We start from the raw sequence: 24,543 nt of genomic DNA on the forward strand, positions 1-24,543 counted from the left end.
CAAGGCTCAATCGCCGCAGCCGCCGCAATCGTGATCCTGTTGATCCTCGACCGATTCTCTGCAGTATCCCGCGAAACCGGTCGCGAGGTCGGAGGTAACCAAATGGATGGTTTTGATTTCCTGAGTCTTTTCGACGACTCGTACTCAATCATCAGTTCTCCGGCTGCGGCTTCTAGGCTTCCGGAGCGGGATGGACGACGGTGCGGCTGATCAGCCGAAGGCTGATCATTTCCACGCCTCGTCGCTTTGATCGTTGTGATCTGCACCTGGGCGGACAGCAAGCGCATTGGAGGCGGCATGGAGATTGATGGCGATCAGAGTGTTGAATCGTGGGAGCCTGATCTTGTTGCGTCACACGTTGCCTACTTCTTTATTCCCTTGCCTGATGCCCTGACGCTCCCATCGCCCTATATGTTTAGGGCGATTGAGCAAGTGCCTCACGATCGGATGCAGAAGGATGGACTGCCCCCGATGTGTGTTGGGGCTTCACTCTGCTTTCATCAGATCGAAGTGCCTGCGCCGGGTCGGGAAGAAATGCTCGCGCTCTTTGAGCTTGCCGCACAATCTCTCCCGGATTCGTCTAGGCCGTCGAATCCGACAGGGTCGCCTGGAAAACTGGATGCACCTAGCATCACAATGACCGTCGTCGAGATGGCGGTCGCAGTCGATTTGCCGGAGGGTGTCGATGATGCACCCGAGGAATCGGGTGCCACCGAGGATGGTGTCATTGATGACCCGATTTCAGATGCGTTCGACCGAGGCCTGGAGTATGTCCGAGAATTTCAAAGAGCGCATTATATTGCAAAACACATCCCAGTGCGTCTCGTGACGCGCGAATCCCTGCCGTTTGCTATCCCATTTGCAGTGCGAGAACTGCGGGACAAGGATGGTCAGCCGCTGCCCTTTGAGGCTCCGATGTCCATGTACCTTCTAAATGCGAACATTCCTGGGGTATCAGTCGAATGGTCGGAAGGTGATGCGCATTTGCTGAACACGGCGATTGCGCACCAGGCTGCAGGTTCCGCTTTCTCATCATATGCAGACTTAGTGCGAGAGGCCAATGTTGCCTTCTCCAGGGATGGTTCCTACAGGTCTACCGTATTGTTTTCCGCGACCGCGTGCGAGGTCCTGTTCGACGAGCTCTTGTCACATTTAATGTGGGAGGAGGTTCATCGCCCCGAATCTGCTGCAGAGATCTTTGATTCGCTCGAATCCATTTCGAAGCGTGTGAAGACGCAGTATCACGAGCGCTTGGGCGGGGTGTGGTCGCTGGATGCAGAGGGCCCGGTCAACCGGTGGTGGACGGACGTCGCAACACTTCGAAATCGTGTCGTTCACGGGGGTTACGGGCCAACCCTGAACGAGGCGCGCGCTGCTATTGATGCAACACAGAGTCTCGTTGAGTTTATGGGAGATCGTGTTGCGAGTAAACTTAAGAAGTATCCGCGTACGGCGATGATTCTGTCGGGCCAGATCGGGCTTGAGCGCAGGGGTAAGTGGAGCAGGCGTATGCGGGATCTCGTGGAGAGCAAGACGGAGGTTCCGTGGCGGGAGACTTTCGCTCGATGGCGTTCTGCTATGCAGCGTGCGCGTGTGGACGGTCGACTCGGAGGCGCACCGTCGGCTGTCGACTCCCCGGTGCTGCTTGTGGTCAGAACGTCGGGGTCGGACCAGTGGGTTGTGCATGATGCGCGCAGCGGAGCGGCGGCAGTTGTTGATTCGACATCTGTCCTGGGCATTGAGCCCGCGCAATTAAATAGGATCGCGAAAATTCGCGAGTCATACTCAAAGGACGGGGAACGGCGCAATGTCTCGGCTTTCATTTATGGGGCCCGTGTAACGTCTGTTCCAACGGATGCCTGGATTCCTGACTACCGACTTGTGCCAGAAGCGAGTGTCATGGTGGATGGCAATGATTTGGACCCGGTGTAGGTCGTTTTGAACGCTACAGCCAGCTCGGTTGGTTGGGGAATGTGCGCATATGGACTGCGGTAACGGCCAAGGCGCGGGCTGAACAGGCGAGGACGACCTGTGCCTAGCGAGGACACGTACTGCGTCGCCCTCGTGGGCGACTCCTGACCGCACCGCCTGAGCAGGTCACGAGGGCGAGTCGGGCGCCATGGATCTGCGGGCTCGGGTCGGACGCGTCGGGCGCGGGCGAGGGTACGGTCAGTACATGCCGACTCCGTCGCCAGGACCAACTGCTTATAGGGTTATGCAGGGGCAGGAGAGCGTATTGAGCGACCCTGCAATGACTGCCATCGTCTCGGTGGCACTCGGTGCCCTACTAACCTTCCTTGTCCAATGGATGTTGTCGGGCCGGCAAGCGCGTCATGAGGTCGCGAAGGAGGACCGTGAGTCTCGCCGAAGCCTCTACGTTCGGGTTGCGCTGGCCTTCGATCAGATCAACCACTTGATCCTCGAATGGATCCGCCTCGATCTGGAAGGTAAGGCTGGCGAGGATGCAGACAGGGTCCGGACCGGCTATGGCCTTGCGGAAGCGATGAACCTCATGACCGCGCTGGCCTCGGAGGTCGAGATCACCGGTCACCCCGTCCTAGCCGAGTTCCTTCACGACGTGGCGTCGCGCGAGAACTTGCCTCTGGATGAGCACGGACACAACCGGCTCATATCGGACGTCACTTCCGACGAGTGGGAGGATTTTCGCCGCAAGCTTCTCCATCAACGCGGAAACGCGGTCGCCCTCATGCGAGTTGACATCGAGGCACTCAGTGGCCGACTGGCTCCGTGGCCGATCCGTGCGATCTGGGCCTGGCGCGCGCGCAGGGCTTTGCGCGAGGCGGGCAGCACCGCAGAGACGGGCGTGGTTTAGCAATCCGGGATTGTGCAAACGCACCGCCTCGGCATCAGCGCGGCCCATGCTGGCACCCAAGTCCTCGCGACCGGCGACCACGCCACTGTCATCAAACTCGCCACCGGTGAAACTCTCTCCGCACACCTCATCGAGCGAGCCCCACAAGACCTACTTGCACAACCACGAAAGACGCACGCGGCGGCGTGTTTTTGCTGCAACCGCTATAGAAAGTGACGACGACTTTTCGGGACTCAAGTCGCTAGAAAAGGCGGCTATCCTCGTCGTATCGCGCCGACCTCTTGGATGTAGGGCGTCGCAACTTCTCAAGTTCAATGTAGATGAGGTGCATGACCGAGTCGAGCTTTTCGGAAGGCAACTCTCGGTGAGGTCGAGGATCGTTCCACGGAGACTTCTGCGGTAGTTCCTCGCACTCGGGGTACCGAGGGACGAGGTGGGCATGCACGTGGGATTCAGTATTGCCGAGCACAGCAACGTTGACACGCTCGCAGCCTGTGGCATTGCGGATTGCTGTGCTGGCGCGACGTACATCCATAAAGAACCCGAGGACGGAATCTGGTGAAACGTCCTCGAGGCGGTCGAAGTGCTCGTGCAGTGTCACGATGCAGCGTCCGGGAAACCGCTCATCACTATATAGGCCGATATTGGAGTGGCTGAGACGATCTATCGGGTGGTACAGGCTAAACCCGCACTCGGGACACGCATCTGCGTGTTGCGTGTCCGTAATGGGCTCAGTCTTGTTCGTCATCGTCTCCACATTCTAGAATGTTAGGTATTTCCGTGCAATAGGAGCTAGGGTCTCGGAAAAGAAGACCTCTTCAAGGTGTGTCTGAAGCTGGCGTGCCAGTTTCCGTGCCCGCGCGAACTCTGTTGGCGCTCGTGGGTCATTAGTCTCCGTGCACTCTCGTTTGACCCGGTCACGCCACTCCTGCTGACCGAGGAGCCCGTTGAACTCGTCCGTGACATCAAGGGTCTGTGCGATCGCACGGACAGCCGATGTATCCCCTTTGGAGTGAAGGACTGCCCCAAGATCGAGCATGCGGAGGATTGGGGGCCGAGAGTACGCATCACAGAGGGATGTGTGGAGGTCGGGATGCTCCGCCAAGACGACGGTCATGAGCGGTGCCAAGGCACTCGCGTAGGTGAACTTGCGAGAGATGAGGAGCTTCAGGTATCGCAGCGAGTAGCGGGCTGGTGGCGGTGTCTTCGCTTGATAGTCAATCGACAAGGTTCGCCAGTACCGCGCCAAGTCGTTGAGGAGAAAACGAGGCATGCCACTCGCGCTCGGCGGGCGCGCTTCTAGATAGCGCCCGATGATTGCTTCGATTAGGCGCGCGTGTTTTGCGGGATCGTAGAGGGAGACCGACTCTTCCAAGAGGAGCACCCGCCGCGAATGAGAATGGTTGGTATCGCGCTCCAGCCCGATAACATCAACAAGGTCGGGTGCGGATACCATGATGCCAAATAGCCCGGACGTGCCAGGCTTGCGGATGTCGTTGGCTTCTCCGATTGTGGCACGGAGGTTATCCGCAATCGTCAGGGTGCGCCGGTACGCTCCAGGCTGGACATCAAGGCCATACGCGATTACGAGATAGTCAAAGTCGGAGGCTGGAGTCATCTCAAAGCGTGCCATGGAACCGAACGCCACTACGTCTATGGGCGGATCTGGCTCGCCGAGCTCGTTCTTCAGTACTTCCCGAGCGCGCTCAACTCTCGTTGCACTGAGGTTGATAGCTGCAAGGAGGTTGGGATACCGGTCGGCGTCAAGGGACAACACGCCGAGCGCACGAGTGAACTCTTCTTCAACCTGGCTCGGGTGCAACGCGTCAGACACGGTAGCCTCCTTGTCTGCGCGAGGTTAGCACTCGACCCTGACAGTCAGCCGATCGCTGTAAGTAATTCACCCGCAGAGGGCTACTGCTCACGCTCATGCGAGTCCCGCATCCGCGCCCCTGCTTCACGGAGCTGGGTGTGGATGTTCTTGGTGGAGACGCCGTAGTGATCCGCAATCTGCGGTGCGGTCCAGCCTTGCTCGTAGCGCGCCACCACCTCGGCAACCCGACTGTCCGGCAGTCCTTGCTTGCGCATCGTTACGCCCGCGTCCTAAGGAGGCCCAAGACCGTGCTCTTGCCGAGCGAGTGGCGCCGACATAGTTCAGGGGTTGGCGTCCCGCCAAGGTACTCAGCCACAAGGCCATCGACCTGCTCCTGAAACAGGCGATGGCTGATCTTCCGAGGCTGGCGCTGCTCGCGGAGGCGCGTTTCCCTGGTCGGGACCCCTGTTTATCTCCCGATGCACCTTGGTCAGGTCATCTAGACGGTTAGCGAACGTCCGGCTGCGCTCGACCCTGCCTCACCATCGATCTCATGCCCTGAATTGCGGACGAGTTCGTGCCACGGATGTGCCACGCATGAGCACCGTGCCACGCGCATGCCACGCTTCGAATGAGCCTGGGCGGGCGCGGTTGCGCATCAGCGCGCATCGGTGCCAGACTCGACGGCGAGCCCGCAGACCCGCGATATTTCAACGATCCCGCTGGTCGCGGACTCGCCACAAGAACAAGAACCAGACGGTCCGGTTGTAGAGCGTGGACTCGGCACCCCCAGAAGAGGCCGGGGGTTCGAATTCAAGTTCCGGAGATGAAATCCCGGCTTGGTCAGGGCGCTCGGTCGGGCGGACCTTCTCTTTCGCCTGTGAGGTGTCTGCCCTAGATTGTAGCCTCCCGGCGGCCCGTGCGTCGTCAGAGAGCCTTGGTTGAGGTGATTCGGGTCCGACTTGTGAGCCCGGTGCCGAGGTCGCGCAGGTACCGGTTAGTGGTCCGCGATGCCTGGCCTCTCTATTACTTGCACTTCTGCGTGTCGACGCCTTGCCGGGAGTCACTCGTAGTCCGTCGCGGCCCGGAGGGCGTCGTTGACGACTTCCCAGCCGTTCTGGGGAGGATGACGGGGGTAGTGCCCATCGGAGTCCTCGATCCACCCGGCGAGTGCTTCGAGGTACTCGTGCAGTGTCGGGTTGGTCCATGGCGCATCTGACGCCGATTCGATGGCTAGGGCTCGGGCGGTCTCGACCACGGCCCGCTTGCCGGAACCGAAAGGGGCTGAGGGGCATCCGCCAGCGTCACACTGCTCGTCGACGTCGAACTCGCCGTGCTCAAACTCGTAGTGGAAACACACGTAATGCATCTGCTCGAAAATGTCGTACTCGGCAGCGCTGACGGCCACGCGTCGGTGGCACCGACGGCACAGGAGCTCCATCCGGCGATCATGGCAGAGTGGGGTTCCCCGGCAGGCCCCGCCACCGCGACCGAGAGGGCGGGACCTGTTGTCCTGCAGCGGCGTGAGCGCGACGACCTTCCATGAGTTCGTCGCGATTGACCGTGAGCAAGAGTCCATGCGGCTGGTCGTCGCGTCGGACGACTAACCCGCCACGGCCTGTGAGGTGCTGAGTGGGGATGAGGCGAACGGGTAGCCTCAGCGTGGAGCAGACACGAGTCCTGCTCGTCGAGTATTACGACAGCCCGTCGCAGTTCCAGCTACTGCCCTCGCGGTAGCGGCACACCGGCCCGAATCCCCCACAGTTCCCCCAAGGCGCCAGCCGGCCGGCGAACCAGGAGGTCAGGGCCAATCTTCGTACCCCCGGGGTGCCGCCAGTGACCCGCCCGTGAGGTGACTCCTTGCCGGCGGAAAGACCTACCTCACTGGGTCAGCGGTCGAGCTGGCGCTGGAGCGCTGCCTGGATGGCCGGCAGTGCGGGCTTCTCGAAGCCGGCCGTGCGCAGCCCGATGCGGTGCAGGTATCGGTCGTCGTCCTCAGCGCGGCCGTCTTCGTGCCGGCGGATCTCCTTGACCTCGAGCAAACCGAACCACTCCAGGGTCTTGCGCGCAGCGGAGTAGGGGTCGCGGTGGATGCCGTAGTGGCGCAGCCTCACGGCACCGGGGAAGGCCCGCAGTCCGTCCTCGACCCACGAGCCGGTGCCGCAGGAGGCCATTAGCAGCACGGCGATCTCGGAGTCCTCGAGGACGTGCAGCCAGCCGTTGAGGATCAAGCCGGGCGGCATCGCGAAGGCCGCGGCGGACGTCTCGGGGATCGCGTACTCCTCTCGCTCGCCGTGGGCTTGGACGCCGGCCTCGTGGAGCGGCACGAAGCCCTCGAAGCGGTTGCGCTCTCCGGGCTTGCCGGGGACGTCGACAAGTCCGACCCCCTCCAGCCGCTCCAGGGCCTTCCTCACCGTGCGTGCGCGCTTGTCGCGGGCGTTGTGGTAGATCCCGCCCACGTTGCTGTCGGTCGGCAGCGCAGCGACCAGGTCGGCCCAGCCGGTGTGCTGGCTGTCGCCAGCGATGGGAATCTCCAGGTCCGCGAGGTGAGCACGTGCCCCCGGCTTCCGGTGCAGTTGCAGCAGCGCGATGACGGTCAGCTCCAGGCGCAGCGCCGAGCCGAGGCTGGAGGAGATCCGGGTCGCCGGCGGCCGGAGCTCGCGCGGCGGGGCTTTCCGGTCTGAGCTGTCGTCGTCGATGGGGTCGGTCAGGTGCGCGAACGGTCGGCGCAGCCGGAGGCCGACGGTCCGGAGCTTGCCTACCGACCGCTCATAGCCCAGGAGTTTCGCGTCGAGGGCGTTTAGGTGCGCAGGCAGCCCGGGCACCTGCAGGCGCAGGAGACGGCGCTGGAGCTGCTCTCGTTCCTTGGCGGTGGGCTTTCGCGTCCAGTCAATCACCAGCTCCGGCACGACTTCCCACCTCGTTAGGTTGATTCAATCGGAACGTGTTAACCAGCCAGAAGTCGGGTCATCTGGGTCTGGCTGAGTCGAGTCGCGACTGGCCGGTTAAGGCGCGTCTCCAGTCTACTGGATCGGTGGTCGTCGGTGTGTCTCTACTGGACTCACACGGCGCCGACCGGGCGCCCGACCACCTAGAGAGGGGAACGCGTGGGTACGCAGCGTGAGCCGCCCAAGCGGGCGCCGAACAAGCCGCGGCGGCCTGGAGACCTGAGTTGGCTTCGCACCGCGCTTCAGGTCATCCAGACCGCCGCCATCCTGTTCCGCACGTGGCACGACCTGTGAGGTCGTAGCGGTCGGAGGGCCCGGCTGGTTGCAGCCGGCTGGGGCCTCCGACTTCACACGCGACTTCTTCGAGACTAGTACGTCCCCTCCCACCTGTCGCTCGACGAACTCATCTCGAACTCGTCTCAGGGGTGGGAGGGGGCGCCACTGTGGGGACCACCATGGACTTACGAGCCGTCTTCGAGCTGCCGGTCTACATCTGGGTCATGCGCGAGGCCCTCGGCGGGACGTACCCGACCGGCTTCGGCCAACTCGCCCAGCCGCAAGATCAATGGGGAGCGGTTATAGGCCGGTCAGGGGCAGTTCGAATCCGGCAGGTCCGTCCCCGGTGACGCTGCGCCATTGCGCGCGACGGCGGCCTTCCTCGCCACGGGGGTAGGGCAGTCCTGCCTCTAGTGCGGCGGCTTCGATCGCGCGCATCGTGATGCCCACGCCGGACGGAATCGGTGCGTGCCTCACCCAGAAGCCGTCTTGGAGGGTCCATGCTTCACATCGGGCCAGGTCCGGTCCGGTGCCGTGCCATACCCGCAGTGCGGCCGGTCCGGGAGCGGTCTGCTCGGCGGTGGCGATCTGCGCGGCCAGCGGCGAGAGTGAACCGTCCACAGCAGGGATAAGAGAGGCCAGGACGGGCAGAGCGCCAGCTTGGTCGATGGTGCCGGTGGTTTCGTCCGCGGCGCTGCGTACGATCGCTGGTGCGTGTCCCATCGCGACTGAGCGTCCGGCCCAGGCCAGCATGTCGAGGTCGTTGACGCCGTCCCCGACCGCCACCGTGTGATCCGCACGGATATCCAGGTGGCTGCGGACGGTGTCGAGGGCGACAGCCTTGTTGACGCCGGGTGCAGTGACGTCGAGCCAGTCCACACGTTGTGGGGCCGCCGTGACCCCTGTGGCGCGGAGCGCGTCGGTGTAGCGGCGGAGATCGGGGGCGGTGAGCGCGATGCGGGTCGCAGGCTCGGCCATGAGGTCGGCTAGCGGGACAGCCTTCTGATGCCCGTTGAGTTCGCCAGGTTCGAAGGGGCTGCTGGTGCGCCAGCCCCATCCGATCTCCTCGATCGCCACTCGCACGGCCGGCGCTACGTCCACGGCGCACTGGATGACGGGTGCAGGGTCGAACAGGCAGACCTCGACAATTTCGTAGCCAGACGGTGTAGACGGGTCCAGGTGAATGGTCAGGGCTCCGTTGGAGCACACCGCCCACCCGGTGGTGAGGCCCAGCCGGGTAGCGATCGGCAGTAGCCCCGCCAAGGATCTGCCCGTGGCGAGCACAACCTCATGGCCGGCCGCACGGACCAGGTCCAGCGTCTCGACCGTCCCGGATGGAATCCGCCGGTCGCTGTCTATCAGCGTGCCGTCGATATCCAGAGCAACGAGGACCCGAGCGGATGTGGCGGTCACGGCACTCATAGGGCCACGACCTGCCGCAGCGCTGAACGCACCTGGACTTCCAGACCGTCGTGCTCGCCAGTCCACAGCGTGTGCCCGGGAACGAACATGCGGTGGTCCAACGGGGACTCGCACCCCAAGGCTCGCGCGATCTGCTCTCCGCGGTTGATGTCCGTGGGCTGTAGGCAAATCCGGCCACGAGTCAACGTCACGATCTCGATCTGGTCCGGGCCCACCGTCCGCAGAGCGTCCGTGGCGGCGGCCATGGCGAAGATGAGCTGATCCATGGCGGTGAGCGCCCCGTCATCGCGGGTCGACCGAACTCTCATCGCGCTCTCCTCTGTCCGATACAGGGGCGGCAGTGCGCCCTCGATTTCATGGCTCGGGAGCCGATTGCCGGATCCGAGCAACTTCTGGCACCTTACTGCCTTTTTAGTAAGGTGCCAAGGATTAGGTCCGGAACTAGAGGCAGAGGCGCTACGTGCTTGCAACGTAGAGTGAGTGCGCGCGTCGGCTCTTTGCGCAGGCTGGAGCAGGTGTGAAATGGAGCAGAGGAGCGATCGAGGATGAGCAGCGACGGGCAGTGGACGAGCGTGTCTCTGCCATACGTGACCGGCGAGCCGGGCGATGTCTGGGCTGCAGAGGCCAAGGCTCATGGCGGCAAGGGCACGCAGCGGCTCGTGGCCGTGGACACGCGGCCCGCTCCCGAGTCCGTCGCCCGCGCTTTGGGGCTTCAGCCCGGTGAGGAGGTAGTGCTGCGCTCCCGTGTGATGCTCCTGGACGGCCGCCCGGTGGAGCTCGTTGACTCGTACTACCTGGCCTCGATCGCGAGCGGTACTCGGCTGGCCGAGATGAGCAAGATCCCCGGCGGCGCCGTCGCCCACCTGGTAACTCTGGGCTACCCGTCTCGGCGGGTGGTCGAGGACGTCACCGCACGCATCGCGACCCCAGCGGAGGCCGAGGAGTTCGGCCTGGAGCTCCCGGCAGTCGTGGTCGAGCTTGCCCGAGTGATCTTCTCCGATGACGACCGACCGGTTGAGGCCAGCGTGATGATCTCGCCGGCCGAGACCCGCAGACTGCGTTACGAGATCACCCCGTGACACACCGGACACGTGCGGGAGCAGGCCATGCCCCGCGGAACTGATCAGCGGCCTCGCCACGAGCAGGTCGCCGCTGAGCTGCGCGAGCAGATCCTTTGCGGTGATCTGGCGCCCGGGGCGCAGCTGCCGTCGACCGCCCAGCTCATGGCGCGGTTCGACGCGGCGAATGCCACCATCCAGCGTGCGCTGAAGTCCCTGAAGGACGAAGGGTTCCTCAACAGCCGTGTCGGCAAGGGCGTCTACGTCCGCAACCAGCCGCCGCTGGTCATCGACACCGGCGCCTACCTACCACCGGATGGCTCGTTCTCCTACGAACTGCTCGACGTCGAGACCGTCAACCCGCCCGCCGACATCGCCACCGCCCTGGGCCTTGCTGACGGAGAACAGACGGTGCGGCGCCGCAGGATCCTGCTCCACGATGGGCAGCCGCTTGAACTGTCCGCCTCGTACTACCCGGCAAGCATCGCTGAGGGCACGCCGCTATCCGGACCAGGCAAGATCGCCGGCGGTGCGCCCAAGGTCTTCGCGAATCTTGGTCTGCCTCCCCGGGCCTTCGTCGATCGCGTCTCAGCAAGGCCTCCAACACGAGAAGAGGTCGAGATGCTCGACTTACCCGTGCGTGCCCTGGTGATCCGCCAGCTCCGCGTCGTGCTCTCCGACGACGACCGGCCAGTCGAAGCATCGGTACTGGTCAAGGGAGCGCACCTGTACGAGCTCCAGTTCAGTCGCCTGGTGCCCGACTCGGACTGAATCCAGTCGTGACCGAGACAAGCGGTTGGCCCGGGGTGACCACGCGCAGGATCACTCTTGCTGTGTCTCGTTCTGCACCCACTCCAGGTACTTCTGGTGTCCGCCGATCACGGGCGTCACCAGAACTTCCGGAACATCGTAGGAGTGTTCACGCACGATGTACTCGGTGAGCCGGTCCGCGAGAGCAGCGGTCGTCTTGAACGTGACGCGCCATTCCTTGTCCTTCTGCACTGCGCCGTCCCAGCGGTACACGCTCGTGACCGGGCCCTCGGCCTGCGCGCATGCCGCGAGCCGCGCTTCGACAGCCGACGAGGCGAGAGCCTCGGCTTCCTCCACGGCATCAAACGTCGTCGCAACCTGCACGAACTTCACGTCGCCCGGATTGTTCGCCATGGCAGCGAGCGTACCGGCGTCGGGCAAGCGTGGGATTGAGGCGCGGGTGCCCGCTATTGTCGCCCGGGTACTGGTGCGGTGTCAGACTCGCGCTGGCGACACGGCGAGGGGACGGTGGGTGCGATCGAACTGCTTCTGGACCGCGCGTCGGACACTCGTCGTCTGGGTCGAGGCGTTCGTGAGTTCGGGCAGGTCCCGGCCGAGGACCGCCCCTGGGCTGGCGTGTGAGGCGCGGGCCAGGGCGGATCGACAGGCGGTTCGTCGTGCCGTTCTATCTGAGGATGAGCGGTGCCAGCGCGCTTGCCTATTTGCCCGACGTCGAACGGGGCCTTGTGCGCGCGAGCGGCAAGATCACTGCGACGGAGGTGCGGTGGCTGCTGAACACAGGGGACTGGCGGCGGATGGCTATGGGTGCGTGGTTCGCCCTGGCAGTCCCGGCGGAGGAGGTCCGCGACACCGTCGTCGCCGGCATGGCCGAATCACACCGCGATGACTCAGCGCTGCCACTTGCGGCCGTCAGTGCGATGCTCGCCGGGCAGGATGCACTGGGAGCGATGGAGACCTACCTCGAGCGGATCATCGATCAGCCTCGTCGGGACCAATCGTTTGAGATCGTGGCCGCCGCGATCGCCCACCTCGGAGGCACACCACCAGTGGCTCCCGCGACGTGGGCTGTCGAGGCATTCGAAGAACTACTCGCCACCGCGCAGGATCTTCAGAAGACGTTCCGGACCCGGCGCCCTCGAAGACGAATGTAACCGCCGCGGGGACCGCTGTGCGCCGAAGTGGTGTGCGCATCTGACCTGCACGGATGTGTCCGCACACCCTGGTGTGCGGACATCTTGGTGTGCGCAAAGCGTGCGCTCGCCAGTCATCATCGACGCATGGATGTGTACGTGTGCGCGGGTCGCCCGGCAGTGGCCGGCGGGTCGAGTCCGCTGCGCCAACCGTGGGGCCATGCCCATGCGCGAGCGCGCGCCGATTCCACGTTCAGCCTGTGAGCGATGCTCACGAGTTGGGGGACATGTGTTCGCCCTGTTCGCTGCCATGTCCCCCACCCGGAACGTATCTGGAAAGGCTGCATGGGGGACGTCAACTGGTACCTCGCCGGGTACAGGTGGGGTGCACAATCGTGAGCATGGGGCAGGCAGGTGCAGGTGCATGCGGGCTAACTCGGACATGCGCGGTGGTGGCAAATTGCCACCACCGCGGGACCTGCGGGTTCGCTCCGGCCTGCCGCGCGGTCAGAGCTGGGCCGCCTCCAGCTTTAGGGCTAATCCGGACAGTTGCGGTGGTGCCAATTTGGCACCGCCGCCTGACCTGGGGTTCTACCGAACTACCGACGCGCCACTGGGTTCCGGCACTGGAGAACAAGCCGGACAATAATGGTTCTGCCAATTTGGCAGGACCATATGACCTGGGCAGACGCCCCGGGTCCCAGCGTCAAAATTGCTGAGTCCAGGTGTCGACGTCGGCATCGATCACCGACCACCGCACCAGGACGACCACCGCCCGATCCGAGGGTCCGGAAGCGATCCAGGCCGCGCCCACGACTGAGCGCGAGGAACAAACCGGACAAGTATGGTCCCGCCGATTTGGCGGGAGCGTACGACCTGGGCGAACGTCCCAGCGCCCAGCACTGGATCTACTTCGTGCAGGCCTCGACGTAGGCCTCCACCGCAGACCGTCGCACCACGACCCGTCGGCCGACCCGAGTTCCGGTTAGCAGCCCACGCCGCACCAACTCTCCGGCCGTCCACGATGAGACACCGAGATACGCACCGATGTCCTTATACGTCAGATACGGGTCCTCAGGGTCGCCCGCTTGCTCGGCCCGGTACCGGTCCAGCACCGACCGCCGCACCCGCAGCCGGCCAGCGATCCGCGCGCACGGTCCGACGCGTCCCCGGCGCACCAGCTCGCCGAACCACCAGCGAGACACTCCCAGCACCTCGGCGGCCTCGGCCGCCGTCAGCAGGGGATCGTCAACGGCAAACGGCAGCACACCCTCGGTATCCATCTCTGACTCCTGTCTGGCAACGGTCAACGACAGGTAGGTGTGCACGAACCTCCAAGAGCCCGCCGCTGCCCAGCCCCGCAGAAGGGGTCGGGCAGCGGCAGGCGTCACCCGCTCAGCCCAGGGAACTCCACGACATTGGACGCCCGCCTCGCCGCATGGATTTCGGCCATGCGTGCCGCCAGACGTTCGTCGCCGTCGTCGGTGGCGTGCTGGTAGACCATCGCTGCGGCGACGGTCGAGTGCCCGATCCGCCGTTGCAGCTCGGCCAGCGTCGCCCCGGCCTCGGCGGCACGAGTAGCCGCGAGATGTCGCAGGTCGTGCCAGCGGAGTTCAAGAGGCGCCCCAGCGCGCCTCTTGGCGCGAGAAAACATCGACGAGCGGTTCCCGCCGCGCACCGGCCGCCCCGCCGCCGTCGCGAACACCAGCGACCGTGGACCGGGCCCGGTGTAGCGCTCCAGGTGGGCCAGGAGGACTCGGGCGGCCTCCGGCGGCAGGTGGACCTTGCGACGGCCAGCGTCCGACTTGGGCGGGCCGAACGCGACCGGCTTGCCCGGCACGTCGACGAGGGTCTGCCGCACGTTGAGCCGCACGCCGCCCTGCGGCGTCCGCTCGACGTGCTGGCGTTCGAGCGCGAACAGCTCGCCCGCCCGAAGCCCGGAGTGCGCGGCGACGATCACCGCCGCGCGGTACCGCTCGGACGGTCCGTCGAAGGCTGCTGCGATCGCGTCGACCACGGAGTCACCGGGGACCACGCGTTCCGCCGGCCGGGTCTGACCGGCGCCGCGAATGCTGCACGGGTTTGCCTCGATGAGCCGGTCGCGCACGGCGTCGCCGCAGATGGTCCGCAGCAGCGCGTAGGCGTGCGCGGCCTGGGTCCGGCCGGTCACGATCCCGGCATGCCGCGACTCGACCGACGCGGCACGCGGCTGCCCGGCGGATTGCCACGCCTGCCAGACCGCCGCCGGCATCCGCCCGGAGTCGCCCACCGGCCGTCCAGTCGACCGTGCCCACGCCCGCACGTGGGCCGCGTCGCTCGGCCCACCACCGCGTGCCAGCCACTCCGCAGCAGACGCCGCCGTCGCCACCAGCAGCGCGGCGTACCACTCGCTCACCATGGTGTGAGAGAGCGAGCGCAGGGGGAGTGAGCCGAGGTCGAGCTGCCGCGCACCGCCCGGGCTCGGCAGCGGCGCGAGGATCCAGCGCTGCAGCAGTCGCTCGTAGCCGTCGAGGGTGGAGGGCTTGAGGTCGCGGGTGGCGAGCCACCGCTGCGCGTACTCGCGCAGCGGCACGTCGCCCGTCTCGGGCTCGCGGTACGTGCCCTGGTAAACGTCGCTGAGCACGCGGGCCAGAGCGGCGTTCGCCGCCTTCTCGGACCCGAACGTTCCGATCGGACGGCGCACACCGTCGGGTCCGGTGTACCTGGCCTGCCAGCGGTTCGGGCCGCGCTGCCGGATGTTGCCGTAGGCGCGCCGGATGCTGCGGCGGGGACGCTTGGTCATGCTTCGAGGTGTGCGCGCGCTCCCAGAGGGAGCGCCCTGCGGATCGGGTGAAGCGAACATTGTGGCTCCGGCTCCTGGCCCTGCCGCGAGCGACTTAGGGCCATTTAGGGCCAGTCGGCGCCGCTTCCAACCCTCCAGAATGCACGAAGCCCAGGTCAGAAACACTCTCTGACCTGGGCTTCCGTGCTCTGAGCGGGCGACGGGAATCGAACCCGCGTAATTAGTTTGGAAGACTAAGGCTCTACCATTGAGCTACGCCCGCAAGCCCCGCACTCGAAGCGCGGCGCGGGTGTTACCTTAGCAAACCTCGGCGCCTGCGAAGTGCTCCCGGTGCACCGCGCGCGTCGCCGTCAGGCCGCGAGCCGCTCATGCAAGCCGGGTACCGGTGGGCGGAGCCTGGTCGACGTCGGTCCACACCTCCGTCATGTCGACGATGAGGCCACCGCGCACGGTGATGAATGTCGCCACCTCGAAGTGCTGCTGCTCGCCGTCTGCCATGCCTGTCACGTGGGCACGCCCGGCAGCCCGCTCCTGGTCGGCTACGCAGTCCTCGAGCCGAAAGTTCTGGAAGCCTGGGTAGTCCGCGTTCAGCCGCACCCACGAGTCCGCGTCGAACGTCTCGCCGGTGTGTACGTAGCGGCAGGTGAACGCGGGATCGAGCAGCGTCGGCAGTTCCTCCCACCGGTGCCCGTCGATGACGTCCGCGAGCCGTTCCATGACCTCTCTGGCTGACATCGCTGCAGGATGCCAGACGTTGGCAGGGGCTCCGCAACCCGGAAACCTCAGGGCGCAGCAACCAGAACGTCCCGCACCAGCGTATCCAGCTGCGCATCCGCCTCGAGGAACTGCCGCAAGGTCCGCCGCGCCGGTCCGAACCCGGCGAACTCCTCAGGCGCCAGCCCATCAGGCTCATGAGCGGCCCGGAAGTCCGGCAGGCAACGCAAGAGCGTCTCCAGGATCTCCGGATCCACAGGTGAGTCGATGCGCGACGGCAGCGCCAGAGAATTCCGGTTGATCGAGTCCTGCCACTCGAACGGCGGCGAGATCACAAGGTCACCGCCCACCAGCTCCGACAGATGCAGATGGGTCCGGAACGCCGCAGACAGCACCCGGGTGCGATAGCCCCGCTCGACGAAGATCCGGTAGGCATTCTTCAGAGCAGCCACCCCCGCCCAGTCAAGAGTCCCCGGCGGCAGCAACAGCCCCTCCCGTGCCGCCACGATCTTGAGCCAGTCGTCCAGCCGCCCGCCCATGATCGTCGCAACGGCCCCCATTTCCTCGACCGGCAGCCCCTCACGCTCGCGCCGGTCGAGACCACGCTCGACCGCCTCAGCCACAGCCACCGCCTGCGCCACGGTGAACGACACCGTCGCGTTGACGCTGATGCCGCGGTAGGTCACTTCCTCGATCGCCTCGATACCGACCTGCGTCGCCGGGATCTTCACGATGATGTTCGGCGCCAGCGCCGCGAACTGCTCCGCCTGGCGTACCAAGGCACCGGCGTCCCGGTGCAGGCGCGGGTCGGTCTGGATCGAGAGCCGACCGTTCCGGCCACCGGACTCCTCGAAGGCCGGCAGCAGCAGGCGGGCCGCCTCGACGCTCAGCTCCTGGACCACCAGCCAGCCGAGCTCGGACTCCGTCGCGGCGGGCCGGTCGAGAGCGAGCGCGCCCAGCCGGGCCGTCCAGCGCGGCAGGTCCGCCTCGATCGCGGCGAGCGCGATCACCGGGTTGCAGGTCGCGCCGACGGCACCCCAGGCGATCGCGCGGCCGAGCTGCACCGGGTCCGCCGAGTCGTTCCACAGCGCCGTCTGCGGGTGCTCGCGCGTCATGCGCGCCAGGGGGGTCTCCCCGCCAGCGCTGTCAGGTGTGGCGGTGTCGAGCGGCTGGGTCACGAGATCCTCCGGAGGCGTAGGCCGACAGTGCGCGTCCCGCACCCGAGCCCGCGTCGTCGCAGGGTTCGGCGTGACTCCATTCGACAGTGCGTCCAGGCAACCTGTCAACCGAATGTCAGGACAAATGAGAACGCAAGACCGGCCGCGAACAGCCCGCCGGTCAGCTCGCGAACAGCATGGTGTCGAACATGTACCGGGACGCACGGTAGATGTGCTGCCCGAACTCGATGCCCTTGCCGTTGTCGTCGTACGCCGTGCGCTCCATGGTCAGCAACGCCGCCCGCGGCTTCTCGCCGAGCGTGCGCGCCTCGGCCGACGTCGCCGAGCGGGCGCCGATGCGCTGCCGCGCGACCTTGGGCTTGGCGCCGCGCGAGCGCAGCAGGTCGTACAGCCCGCTCGCCGCGAGCTCCTCGACGGTCGGGGCGATGTCCAGCGGGACGTAGTTGGTGAGCACGGCCAGCGGCTCGCCGTCGGCCATGCGCAGACGGCGGATCATGACCACCTCGGTGCCCTCCGGCAGCTCGAGCGCCTCCGCGACCTCCGCGCTCGCCGACACGGTCCGGTGCTCGAGCACCTCGGTGCTGGGCTTGCGGCCGGACTTCGTCAGGTCGTCGTGCAGGCTCGTCAGCTCGACGGGCCGGCGCACGCGCGCCGGGGCCACGTGCGTCCCGACCCCGCGCTGGCGCACCAGGCGGCCGCGCTCGACCAGGTCCTGCAGCGCCTGGCGCGCGGTGGGGCGCGAGATGCCGAGGCGCGCGGCCAGCGCGACCTCGTTCTCGAGAAACTCGCCGGGCTGCAACCGCCCGTCCTCGATCGCTGCGTCGATAGCGGTGGCAACCTGGTGGTACAGGGGCACCGGGCTCGACCGGTCGAGGTCGATGCGCAGCGTCTGGGGCACGGAGAGCCTCCTCGTTGGGGTCATCTTCTTGTTGATGAGAGTCTAGCGGCCGGTGGTACTGAGGACGGGATGTTCAAATGTCCGGACAAAGTATTGACAGGAGAGCGCGGCGGAGGCAGGGTCGAGGTATCCGCCGCACGAGTGGTGCGCGCAGATCCGCGACGATGGGGATGGGGCAGCATGACACGACGCGTTGACGCGTGGGCGCCGGACGTGCTGGCGATCGGTCGCATCGGCGTCGACCTGTACCCGCTGCAGAGCGGCGTCGGGCTGGAGGACGTGCAGTCCTTCGGCAAGTTCCTCGGCGGGAGCCCGACGAACGTCGCGGTTGCCTCTGCCCGGCTCGGTTACGCCACCGCCCTCGTCACCGGCGTGGGGGAGGACCCCTTCGGCCGGTATGCGCGCCGCGAGCTCCGCGGGTTCGGCGTCGACGACCAGTACGTCGTCGTCGTGCCCGAGCTGCACACCCCCGTCACGTTCTGCGAGATCTTCCCGCCCGACGACTTCCCGCTCTGGTTCTACCGGTCGCCGTCCGCCCCCGACCTGCGGGTCACACCGGAGGACGTCGATATCGACGCCGTCCGCTCCGCCCGCCTGTTCTGGCTCACCAGCACCGGCCTGAGCCAGGAGCCCAGCCGGTCGGCGCACTTCGCGGCCCTCGAAGCGCGCGGGCGGTCCGGCCACACGGTGCTCGACCTGGACTACCGCTCCATGTTCTGGCCCGACGTCGAGACGGCGCGCGAGCAGATCCGTGCCGCGCTGCCGCACGTGACGATCGCCGTGGGCAACCGGGAGGAGTGCTTCGTCGCCGTCGGCGAGAAGGATCCCGACCGGGCCGCCGACGCGCTGCTCGCCGCCGGCGTCGAGCTGGCGGTCGTCAAGCAGGGTCCGCGCGGGGTGCTGGCCAAGACCCGCGACGAACGGGTGGTCGTGCCGCCGTTCGCCGTCGAGGTCGTCAACGGGCTCGGCGCGGGGGACGGGTTCGGCGGGTCGCTGTGCCACGGGCTGCTGCAGGGCTGGTCGCTCGAGCGGACGCTGCGCTTCGCCAACGCCGCCGGCGCGATCGTCGCCGCCCGGCTGGAGTGCGCGACGTCGATGCCGACGGTCGCCGAGGTCGAGTACCTGCTGGCCACGGGCCGGGTGCTGGAGCAGCGCACCGACGCCCCCCTCGAGATCCGCGAGCGCGCGACCGCGCCGTCCGACACGAACGACGCCGACGCCGCCGAAGCAGCCGCCGAAGCCGCACCCGAGAGCACCGCCCGCCCCGCCCTGACCGTCGACGACGTCGCCGAGCTGCGGCTGAGCGACCCGCGCGCGCTGCGCGAGCGGCTCTTCACCCGGCCCCGGCATCCGGGTTCGGTCCCGGGCGAGCGGTTCCTCGTCATCGCCGCCGACCATCCGGCGCGCGGCGCCGTGGCGGTGGGCGGCGACCCCATGGCGATGGCGGACCGGCGCGACCTCCTGCGCCGGACGGCGATCGCGCTGGGGCGGCCGGGCGTCGGGGGCTTCCTCGGCACCGCCGACCTCGTCGAGGAGCTGGCCGCGATGGGCGCGCTGGACGGCAAGCTGGTCTACGGGTCGATGAACCGGGGCGGCCTGGCCGGCTCGTCGTTCGAGCTGGACGACCGCTTCACCGGCTACGACGCGCGCGGGATCGCCGAGGCGGGTCTGGACGGCGGCAAGATGCTGCTGCGCATCGACCCGCAGGACCCCGCTTCGGTCGTCACGCTGGAGGCGAGCGCCCGCGCCGTCGACGAGCTCGCCGACCGCGGCCTGGTCGCGATGGTCGAGCCGTTCATCTCGCGCCGGATCGAGGGGCGCGTGCGCAACGACCTGACCCCCGACGCGGTGATGCGGTCCATCGCCATCGCGTCCGGCCTGGGCCGCACGTCCGCCTACACGTGGCTCAAGCTGCCCGTCGTGGACGACATGGAGCGGGTCCTCGCGGCGTCCACCCTGCCCGCGCTCATCCTCGGCGGGGAGGTCAGCGGGGACCAGGACGCCGCCATGGCCGGCTGGGCCAAGGCCCTCGCCCTGCCGACGGTGCGCGGCCTGGTGATCGGCAGGTCCCTGCTGTACCCGCCGGGCGGCGACGTCGCCGCGGCCGTGGACGACGCGGTGCGCCTGCTGTGAGCGACGACGCCGTGAACACCCCTGCCGTGGACGATGCCGTCCCGAACAAGCCTGCCGGGCACCACTCCGCCGTGAAGGACACCCCTGTGAACGATCTGATCCTCAGAGCGAGCGTCCCCGACGCACGCACCGGCGGTGCCGTCGTCGAGGTCACGCCCGAGCGGGCGGGCTGGGGCTACAGCGGCCTGCTGGTCCACGAGATCGCCCCCGGCGGGCACCTCGACCTGGAGCTCACCGCAGACGAGGCGGTCGTCGTACCGCTGCGCGGCAGCCTGCACCTGGACGTGACGGACCCCGGCGGAGAGCGGCACGACCTGCGCCTGACCGGCCGCTCGAGTGTGTTCGCCGGTGCGGCGGATGTCGCCTACCTCCCGCTCGGCTCGACCGTGACACTGCGGCCCGACGGCGGCGACGCCTCCGACGGTGCGGGCGCCCGGGTCGCCATCGGCACCGCACGCGCCGGCCGGGTACTGCCCGTCCAGGTGCTCCGGGCGGGCGACGTACCGGTCGACCTGCGCGGCGCGGGCCGGGCCAGCCGCCAGGTGCACAACTACACGATCGGCACGGCCGTCGACGTCGACCGCATCCTGGTGTGCGAGGTGCTCACCCCGGGCGGCAACTGGTCCAGCTACCCGCCGCACAAGCACGACGCGCACAGCGACGTCCCCGGCCACGAGGAACGTGAGCTGGAGGAGATCTACTACTTCGAGGTGGCCGACGGCCCGGCCGGCCCTGGACTGGCGCACCACCAGGTGTACGGCACGGCGGAGCGGCCGATCGAGGTCCTGGCCGAGGTCCGCACGGGTGACACGGTGCTGGTCCCACACGGGTACCACGGGCCGTCCGCGGCGGCCCCCGGCTACGACCTGTACTACCTCAACGTCATGGCCGGCCCGGCCGACGACGGCACCTGGCTGTCCGTCGACGACCCGGCCCACCACTGGGTGCGCGGGACGTGGGAGTCGGAGCCCGTCGACCCGCGCCTCCCGCTCGGCGCGAGCCCCGCAGCCGCACCCACCCCGAACCCGACCACGGAACTCACCGAGGAGCCCACGTGAGCAGCACGACCCCGACCCCGGACACCGAAACCGCCACCGTCCGCCTCACCGTTGGCCAGGCCCTTGTCCGCTTCCTCGCGCACCAGCACACCGAGCGCGACGGCGTGACCCAGCGGCTGTTCGCCGGCGCGTTCGGCATCTTCGGGCACGGCAACGTCGCGGGGTTCGGGCAGGGGCTGCTGCAGGCGCACGTCGAGGCCGCCGAGTCCGGCGTGCCGGTGGGCGAGACCGGACCCAACGAGCTGCCCTACCTCCTGGCCCGCAACGAGCAGGGGATGGTGCACGCCGCCGTCGGCTACGCCCGGACCAAGGAGCGTCTGCAGACCTTCGCGTGCACCGCGTCGATCGGCCCCGGCTCGACCAACATGATCACGGGTGCCGCCCTGGCGACCATCGACCGGATCCCCGTGCTGCTGCTGCCCTCCGACGTGTTCGCGAACCGGCTCCCGGACCCGGTGCTGCAGCAGCTCGAGCACCCGGGCGGCCCCGACGTCACGGTCAACGACGCGTTCCGCCCGGTGTCGCGGTACTTCGACCGGATCTGGCGGCCCGAGCAGCTCCTGTCGAGCGCTCCCGCCGCCATGCGCGTGCTCACCGACCCCGCTGAGACCGGCGCCGTCACCCTCTGCCTCCCGCAGGACGTGCAGGCAGAGGCCTACGACTGGCCCGTCGAGTTCTTCCGCGACCGCGTGTGGCACGTCGCGCGCCCGGTCCCGGAGCCCGCCGCGCTGGCGCGCGCCGTCGAGGTGATCCGCTCCGCGAAACGGCCGCTCGTGGTCGCGGGCGGCGGAGTCGTCTACTCCGAGGCGAGCGAGGCGCTGCGCGCCTTCGCCACGGCGACGGGCATCCCCGTCGCCGACACCCAGGCCGGCAAGGGCGCCATCAACTGGGACCACCCGCTCGCCGTCGGGGGAGTGGGCGCAACGGGCAACGACGCCGCCAACGCGCTCGCGGCCACCGCCGACGTCGTCATCGGCGTGGGCACCCGCTACACGGACTTCACGACGGCGAGCCACACCGCCTTCCGCGACCCGGGTGTGCGGTTCGTCAACCTCAACGTCGCCGCCTTCGACGCCGCCAAGCACTCGGCGGAGATGCTGGTCGCCGACGCCCGCGAGGGCCTCACCGCACTCACGGAGGCCCTGGCCGGCCACTCCACGGACGCGGAGTACCGGGCCGAGGTCACGCAGCGCGTGGCCGACTGGCAGGAGGTCACCGACCGCTGCTACCACCTGGGCCACGGCCCGCTGCCCGCCCAGACCGAGATCTTCGGGGCGCTCAACGAGCTGATGAGCGACGAGGACATCCTCATCAACGCCGCCGGCTCGATGCCGGGCGACCTGCAGGCGCTGTGGCGGGCGCGGACGCCGTCGCAGTACCACCTGGAGTACGGCTACTCCTGCATGGGCTACGAGATCCCCGCGGCGATGGGCGCGAAGCTGGCGGCGCCCGACCGGGAGGTGGTGGCGATCGTCGGCGACGGCACCTACCAGATGCTCCCGCAGGAGCTCGCGACCATCGTCTCCGAACGCATCAAGGTCATCGTGGTGCTGCTGCAGAACCACGGGTTCGCCTCGATCGGGGCACTCTCGGAGTCGCGCGGCTCGCAGCGCTTCGGCACCAGGTACCAGATGCGCAACCCGGAGACCGGCCTGCTCGACGGCGACGACGTGCCCCTCGACCTGGTGCGCAACGCCGAGAGCTTCGGCGTCGACGTGCTGGCCGCCAAGAGCGTCGAGGACTTCCGCGACGCCTTCCGCACCGCCGTCGCCTCCGACGCCGCGACCCTCATCCACGTCGAGACCGACCTGTACGGGCCCAACCCGCCGGGTTCGAGCTGGTGGGACGTGCCGGTGAGCGAGGCCTCCACCCTGCCCAGCACCCGTACCGCACGCACCGAGTACGACGCGGGCCGCGCCGCGCAGCGGCACTACCTGTGACGGCGCGCCCGGCCGCCCCGGCCGGCCAGGCCGCCCCGACCGACCCCACCCAGCACGAGCGAGGTATCTGATGTCCCTGATCACCCACTGGATCCACGGCAAGCCGGTCGAGTCGTCCGGCGAGCGCACCCAGCCCGTCTTCAACCCCGCGACGGGCGCCGAGATCGCACGCCTCGGGCTCGGTACGCCCGCCGACGTCGACCGTGCGGTCGCCTCGGCCACCGAGGCCTTCGAGACCTGGTCGCGGTACCCGCTCGGCAAGCGCGCAGCGGTGCTGTTCCGGTTCCGCGAGCTGCTCGCCGCGAACACCGACGAGCTGGCGCGCCTGGTCAGCCGGGAGCACGGCAAGGTCGTCTCGGACGCCGCGGGCGAGGTGGGCCGCGGCCTCGAGGTCGTGGAGTTCGCCTGCGGCCTGCCGCACCTGCTCAAGGGTGAGTACTCGGACCAGGCGGCGACCGGTGTCGACGTCTTCTCGTTCCGGGAGCCGCTCGGGGTGGTCGCCGGCATCACGCCGTTCAACTTCCCCGTCATGGTGCCGCTGTGGATGAGCCCCATGGCGATCGCCACCGGCAACACGTTCGTGCTCAAGCCGTCCGAGCGCGACCCGTCCGCCTCGCTGTTCCTGGCCGACCTGTGGCAGAAGGCCGGTCTGCCCGACGGCGTGTTCAACGTGGTCCAGGGCGACAAGGAGGTCGTGGACGCGATCCTGCACCACGACGACGTCGCGGCCGTCTCGTTCGTCGGCTCGACCCCGATCGCCAGGTACATCCACGCCACCGCGTCGGCGCAGGGCAAGCGCGTCCAGGCGCTCGGCGGCGCCAAGAACCACGGCGTGGTGCTCGCCGACGCCGACCTCGACGACGCGGTGAACCACCTGACCGCCGCGGCCTTCGGCGCCGCCGGCGAACGCTGCATGGCGATCTCGGTCGCGGTGGTCGAGGACTCGGTGGCCGACGCGCTCGTCGAGAAGCTCGCGGCCAAGGCCCGCGCGGTCAAGGTGACGGCGGGCGACCAGCCGGGGGCCGACATGGGTCCCGTCATCACCGCGGCCGCGAAGGAGCGCATCGAGGGCCTCATCGGCTCGGCCGAGCGGGACGGCGCCGAGCTCGTGGTCGACGGCCGCGGGCACACCGTGCCGGGCTACGAGAACGGCTTCTTCGTCGGCCCGACCGTCATCGACCGGGTCGCCCCGGCGCACGAGGTCTACCGCGAGGAGGTCTTCGGGCCGGTCATCGACGTCGTGCGCGTGTCCGGCCTGGCCGAGGCGATCGACGTAATCAACGCGAACCCCTACGGCAACGGCACGGCGGTGTTCACGAGCTCTGGCGAGTCGGCCCGCACCTTCCAGCGCGAGGTGAAGGTAGGCATGATCGGCGTCAACGTGCCGATCCCCGTCCCGGTCGCCTGGCACTCGTTCGGCGGGTGGAAGGACTCCCTGTTCGGCGAGAGCCACGTCTACGGCCCCGAGGGCATCAAGTTCTACACGCGCGGCAAGGTCGTCACGCAGCGCTGGCCGCACCGCGAGCAGCGCACCGACGCCTCGTTCCACTTCTCCGGCGACTCCCAGAAGTAGGGTTTGACCGGTAGTA

Annotated in this window: 20 protein-coding genes, 1 tRNA gene and 1 pseudogene; 9 read left to right on the forward strand and 13 right to left on the reverse strand. The window is 67.6% G+C overall.

Annotation, left to right across the window (positions count from 1 at the left end; translation table 11 throughout):
* Window positions 1–297 precede the first annotated feature (297 nt).
* Window positions 298–1,932 (forward strand): hypothetical protein, encoded by a 1,635-nt coding sequence (locus tag AB0I32_RS03875; protein WP_357503062.1) that lies wholly within the window; start codon window positions 298–300, stop codon window positions 1,930–1,932.
* Between the two features lie 319 nt (window positions 1,933–2,251).
* On the forward strand, window positions 2,252–2,833 hold the full coding sequence (locus tag AB0I32_RS03880; RefSeq protein ID WP_357503064.1) for a hypothetical protein: 582 nt from the start codon (window positions 2,252–2,254) through the stop codon (window positions 2,831–2,833).
* 760 nt (window positions 2,834–3,593) lie between these two features.
* Here the strand turns inward: AB0I32_RS03880 and AB0I32_RS03885 are convergent.
* From AB0I32_RS03885 to AB0I32_RS03910, 6 genes are all read right to left on the reverse strand, one after another.
* Window positions 3,594–4,667 carry a DUF294 nucleotidyltransferase-like domain-containing protein gene (locus AB0I32_RS03885; RefSeq protein ID WP_357503066.1) on the reverse strand — a complete coding sequence of 358 codons (1,074 nt, stop codon included), beginning with the start codon at window positions 4,665–4,667 and terminating at the stop codon, window positions 3,594–3,596.
* Window positions 4,668–4,747: 80 nt separating this feature from the next.
* The gene (locus AB0I32_RS03890; RefSeq protein ID WP_357503068.1) at window positions 4,748–4,921 is read right to left on the reverse strand and encodes a hypothetical protein; all 174 of its coding nucleotides are present in this window, start codon (window positions 4,919–4,921) and stop codon (window positions 4,748–4,750) included.
* Window positions 4,922–5,709: 788 nt separating this feature from the next.
* Window positions 5,710–6,087 carry a hypothetical protein gene (locus AB0I32_RS03895; protein WP_357503070.1) on the reverse strand — a complete coding sequence of 126 codons (378 nt, stop codon included), beginning with the start codon at window positions 6,085–6,087 and terminating at the stop codon, window positions 5,710–5,712.
* Window positions 6,088–6,535: 448 nt separating this feature from the next.
* Window positions 6,536–7,555 (reverse strand): hypothetical protein, encoded by a 1,020-nt coding sequence (locus tag AB0I32_RS03900; RefSeq protein WP_357503072.1) that lies wholly within the window; start codon window positions 7,553–7,555, stop codon window positions 6,536–6,538.
* A gap of 615 nt (window positions 7,556–8,170) precedes the next feature.
* Complete coding sequence (locus AB0I32_RS03905; RefSeq protein ID WP_357503074.1) at window positions 8,171–9,283, reverse strand: HAD family hydrolase; 1,113 nt, start codon at window positions 9,281–9,283, stop codon at window positions 8,171–8,173.
* 5 nt (window positions 9,284–9,288) lie between these two features.
* Window positions 9,289–9,600, reverse strand: a complete 312-nt coding sequence (locus tag AB0I32_RS03910; protein WP_357503076.1) for a hypothetical protein — start codon at window positions 9,598–9,600, stop codon at window positions 9,289–9,291.
* Between the two features lie 237 nt (window positions 9,601–9,837).
* On the opposite strand from AB0I32_RS03910, the gene AB0I32_RS03915 reads away from it, so the two are divergent.
* Together AB0I32_RS03915 and AB0I32_RS03920 are read left to right on the forward strand one after the other, a co-directional pair.
* The gene (locus tag AB0I32_RS03915) at window positions 9,838–10,371 is read left to right on the forward strand and encodes a UTRA domain-containing protein (protein ID WP_357503078.1); all 534 of its coding nucleotides are present in this window, start codon (window positions 9,838–9,840) and stop codon (window positions 10,369–10,371) included.
* Window positions 10,372–10,398: 27 nt separating this feature from the next.
* Window positions 10,399–11,121, forward strand: coding sequence for a GntR family transcriptional regulator (locus tag AB0I32_RS03920; RefSeq protein WP_357503080.1), 723 nt, complete (start codon window positions 10,399–10,401; stop codon window positions 11,119–11,121).
* 51 nt (window positions 11,122–11,172) lie between these two features.
* Here AB0I32_RS03920 and cutA read toward each other — a convergent pair whose 3' ends face one another.
* Complete coding sequence (gene cutA, locus AB0I32_RS03925; RefSeq protein WP_357503082.1) at window positions 11,173–11,514, reverse strand: divalent-cation tolerance protein CutA; 342 nt, start codon at window positions 11,512–11,514, stop codon at window positions 11,173–11,175.
* A gap of 263 nt (window positions 11,515–11,777) precedes the next feature.
* Between cutA and AB0I32_RS03930 the strand changes: the two genes are divergently transcribed.
* Complete coding sequence (locus AB0I32_RS03930; RefSeq protein WP_357503084.1) at window positions 11,778–12,272, forward strand: DUF6000 family protein; 495 nt, start codon at window positions 11,778–11,780, stop codon at window positions 12,270–12,272.
* Window positions 12,273–13,159: 887 nt separating this feature from the next.
* Here AB0I32_RS03930 and AB0I32_RS03935 read toward each other — a convergent pair.
* From AB0I32_RS03935 to AB0I32_RS03960, 6 genes are all read right to left on the reverse strand, one after another.
* A complete protein-coding gene (locus tag AB0I32_RS03935; protein ID WP_357503086.1) occupies window positions 13,160–13,579 on the reverse strand; it encodes a helix-turn-helix domain-containing protein in 420 nt (139 codons plus the stop codon).
* A gap of 59 nt (window positions 13,580–13,638) precedes the next feature.
* Window positions 13,639–15,033, reverse strand: a complete 1,395-nt coding sequence (locus tag AB0I32_RS03940) for a tyrosine-type recombinase/integrase (protein ID WP_357503088.1) — start codon at window positions 15,031–15,033, stop codon at window positions 13,639–13,641.
* Between the two features lie 191 nt (window positions 15,034–15,224).
* A tRNA-Gly gene (locus AB0I32_RS03945) sits at window positions 15,225–15,295 on the reverse strand.
* Window positions 15,296–15,399: 104 nt separating this feature from the next.
* Window positions 15,400–15,768: a nuclear transport factor 2 family protein gene (locus tag AB0I32_RS03950; RefSeq protein WP_357503090.1), complete on the reverse strand. Its 369-nt coding sequence runs from the start codon at window positions 15,766–15,768 to the stop codon at window positions 15,400–15,402.
* 47 nt (window positions 15,769–15,815) lie between these two features.
* Window positions 15,816–16,925, reverse strand: a complete 1,110-nt coding sequence (locus AB0I32_RS03955; protein WP_357503092.1) for a transaldolase family protein — start codon at window positions 16,923–16,925, stop codon at window positions 15,816–15,818.
* 160 nt (window positions 16,926–17,085) lie between these two features.
* Window positions 17,086–17,823 carry a GntR family transcriptional regulator gene (locus tag AB0I32_RS03960; RefSeq protein ID WP_357503094.1) on the reverse strand — a complete coding sequence of 246 codons (738 nt, stop codon included), beginning with the start codon at window positions 17,821–17,823 and terminating at the stop codon, window positions 17,086–17,088.
* A gap of 180 nt (window positions 17,824–18,003) precedes the next feature.
* Between AB0I32_RS03960 and iolC the strand changes: the two are divergent.
* From iolC to AB0I32_RS03980, 4 genes and pseudogenes are all read left to right on the forward strand, one after another.
* Window positions 18,004–18,960: pseudogene (gene iolC, locus AB0I32_RS03965) on the forward strand (5-dehydro-2-deoxygluconokinase); the annotation flags it as partial.
* 992 nt (window positions 18,961–19,952) lie between these two features.
* Window positions 19,953–21,014, forward strand: a complete 1,062-nt coding sequence (gene iolB / locus AB0I32_RS03970; RefSeq protein ID WP_357503096.1) for a 5-deoxy-glucuronate isomerase — start codon at window positions 19,953–19,955, stop codon at window positions 21,012–21,014.
* Complete coding sequence (gene iolD / locus AB0I32_RS03975) at window positions 21,011–22,954, forward strand: 3D-(3,5/4)-trihydroxycyclohexane-1,2-dione acylhydrolase (decyclizing) (RefSeq protein ID WP_357503099.1); 1,944 nt, start codon at window positions 21,011–21,013, stop codon at window positions 22,952–22,954. The genes iolB and iolD overlap by 4 nt, the downstream gene beginning before the upstream one ends.
* A 70-nt stretch (window positions 22,955–23,024) precedes the next feature.
* Window positions 23,025–24,527 (forward strand): CoA-acylating methylmalonate-semialdehyde dehydrogenase, encoded by a 1,503-nt coding sequence (locus tag AB0I32_RS03980; RefSeq protein WP_357503101.1) that lies wholly within the window; start codon window positions 23,025–23,027, stop codon window positions 24,525–24,527.
* The last annotated feature ends 16 nt before the right edge of the window (window positions 24,528–24,543 follow it).

It is taken from the genome of Promicromonospora sp. NPDC050249 (assembly GCF_040656015.1).
Lineage (GTDB): Bacteria > Actinomycetota > Actinomycetes > Actinomycetales > Cellulomonadaceae > Promicromonospora.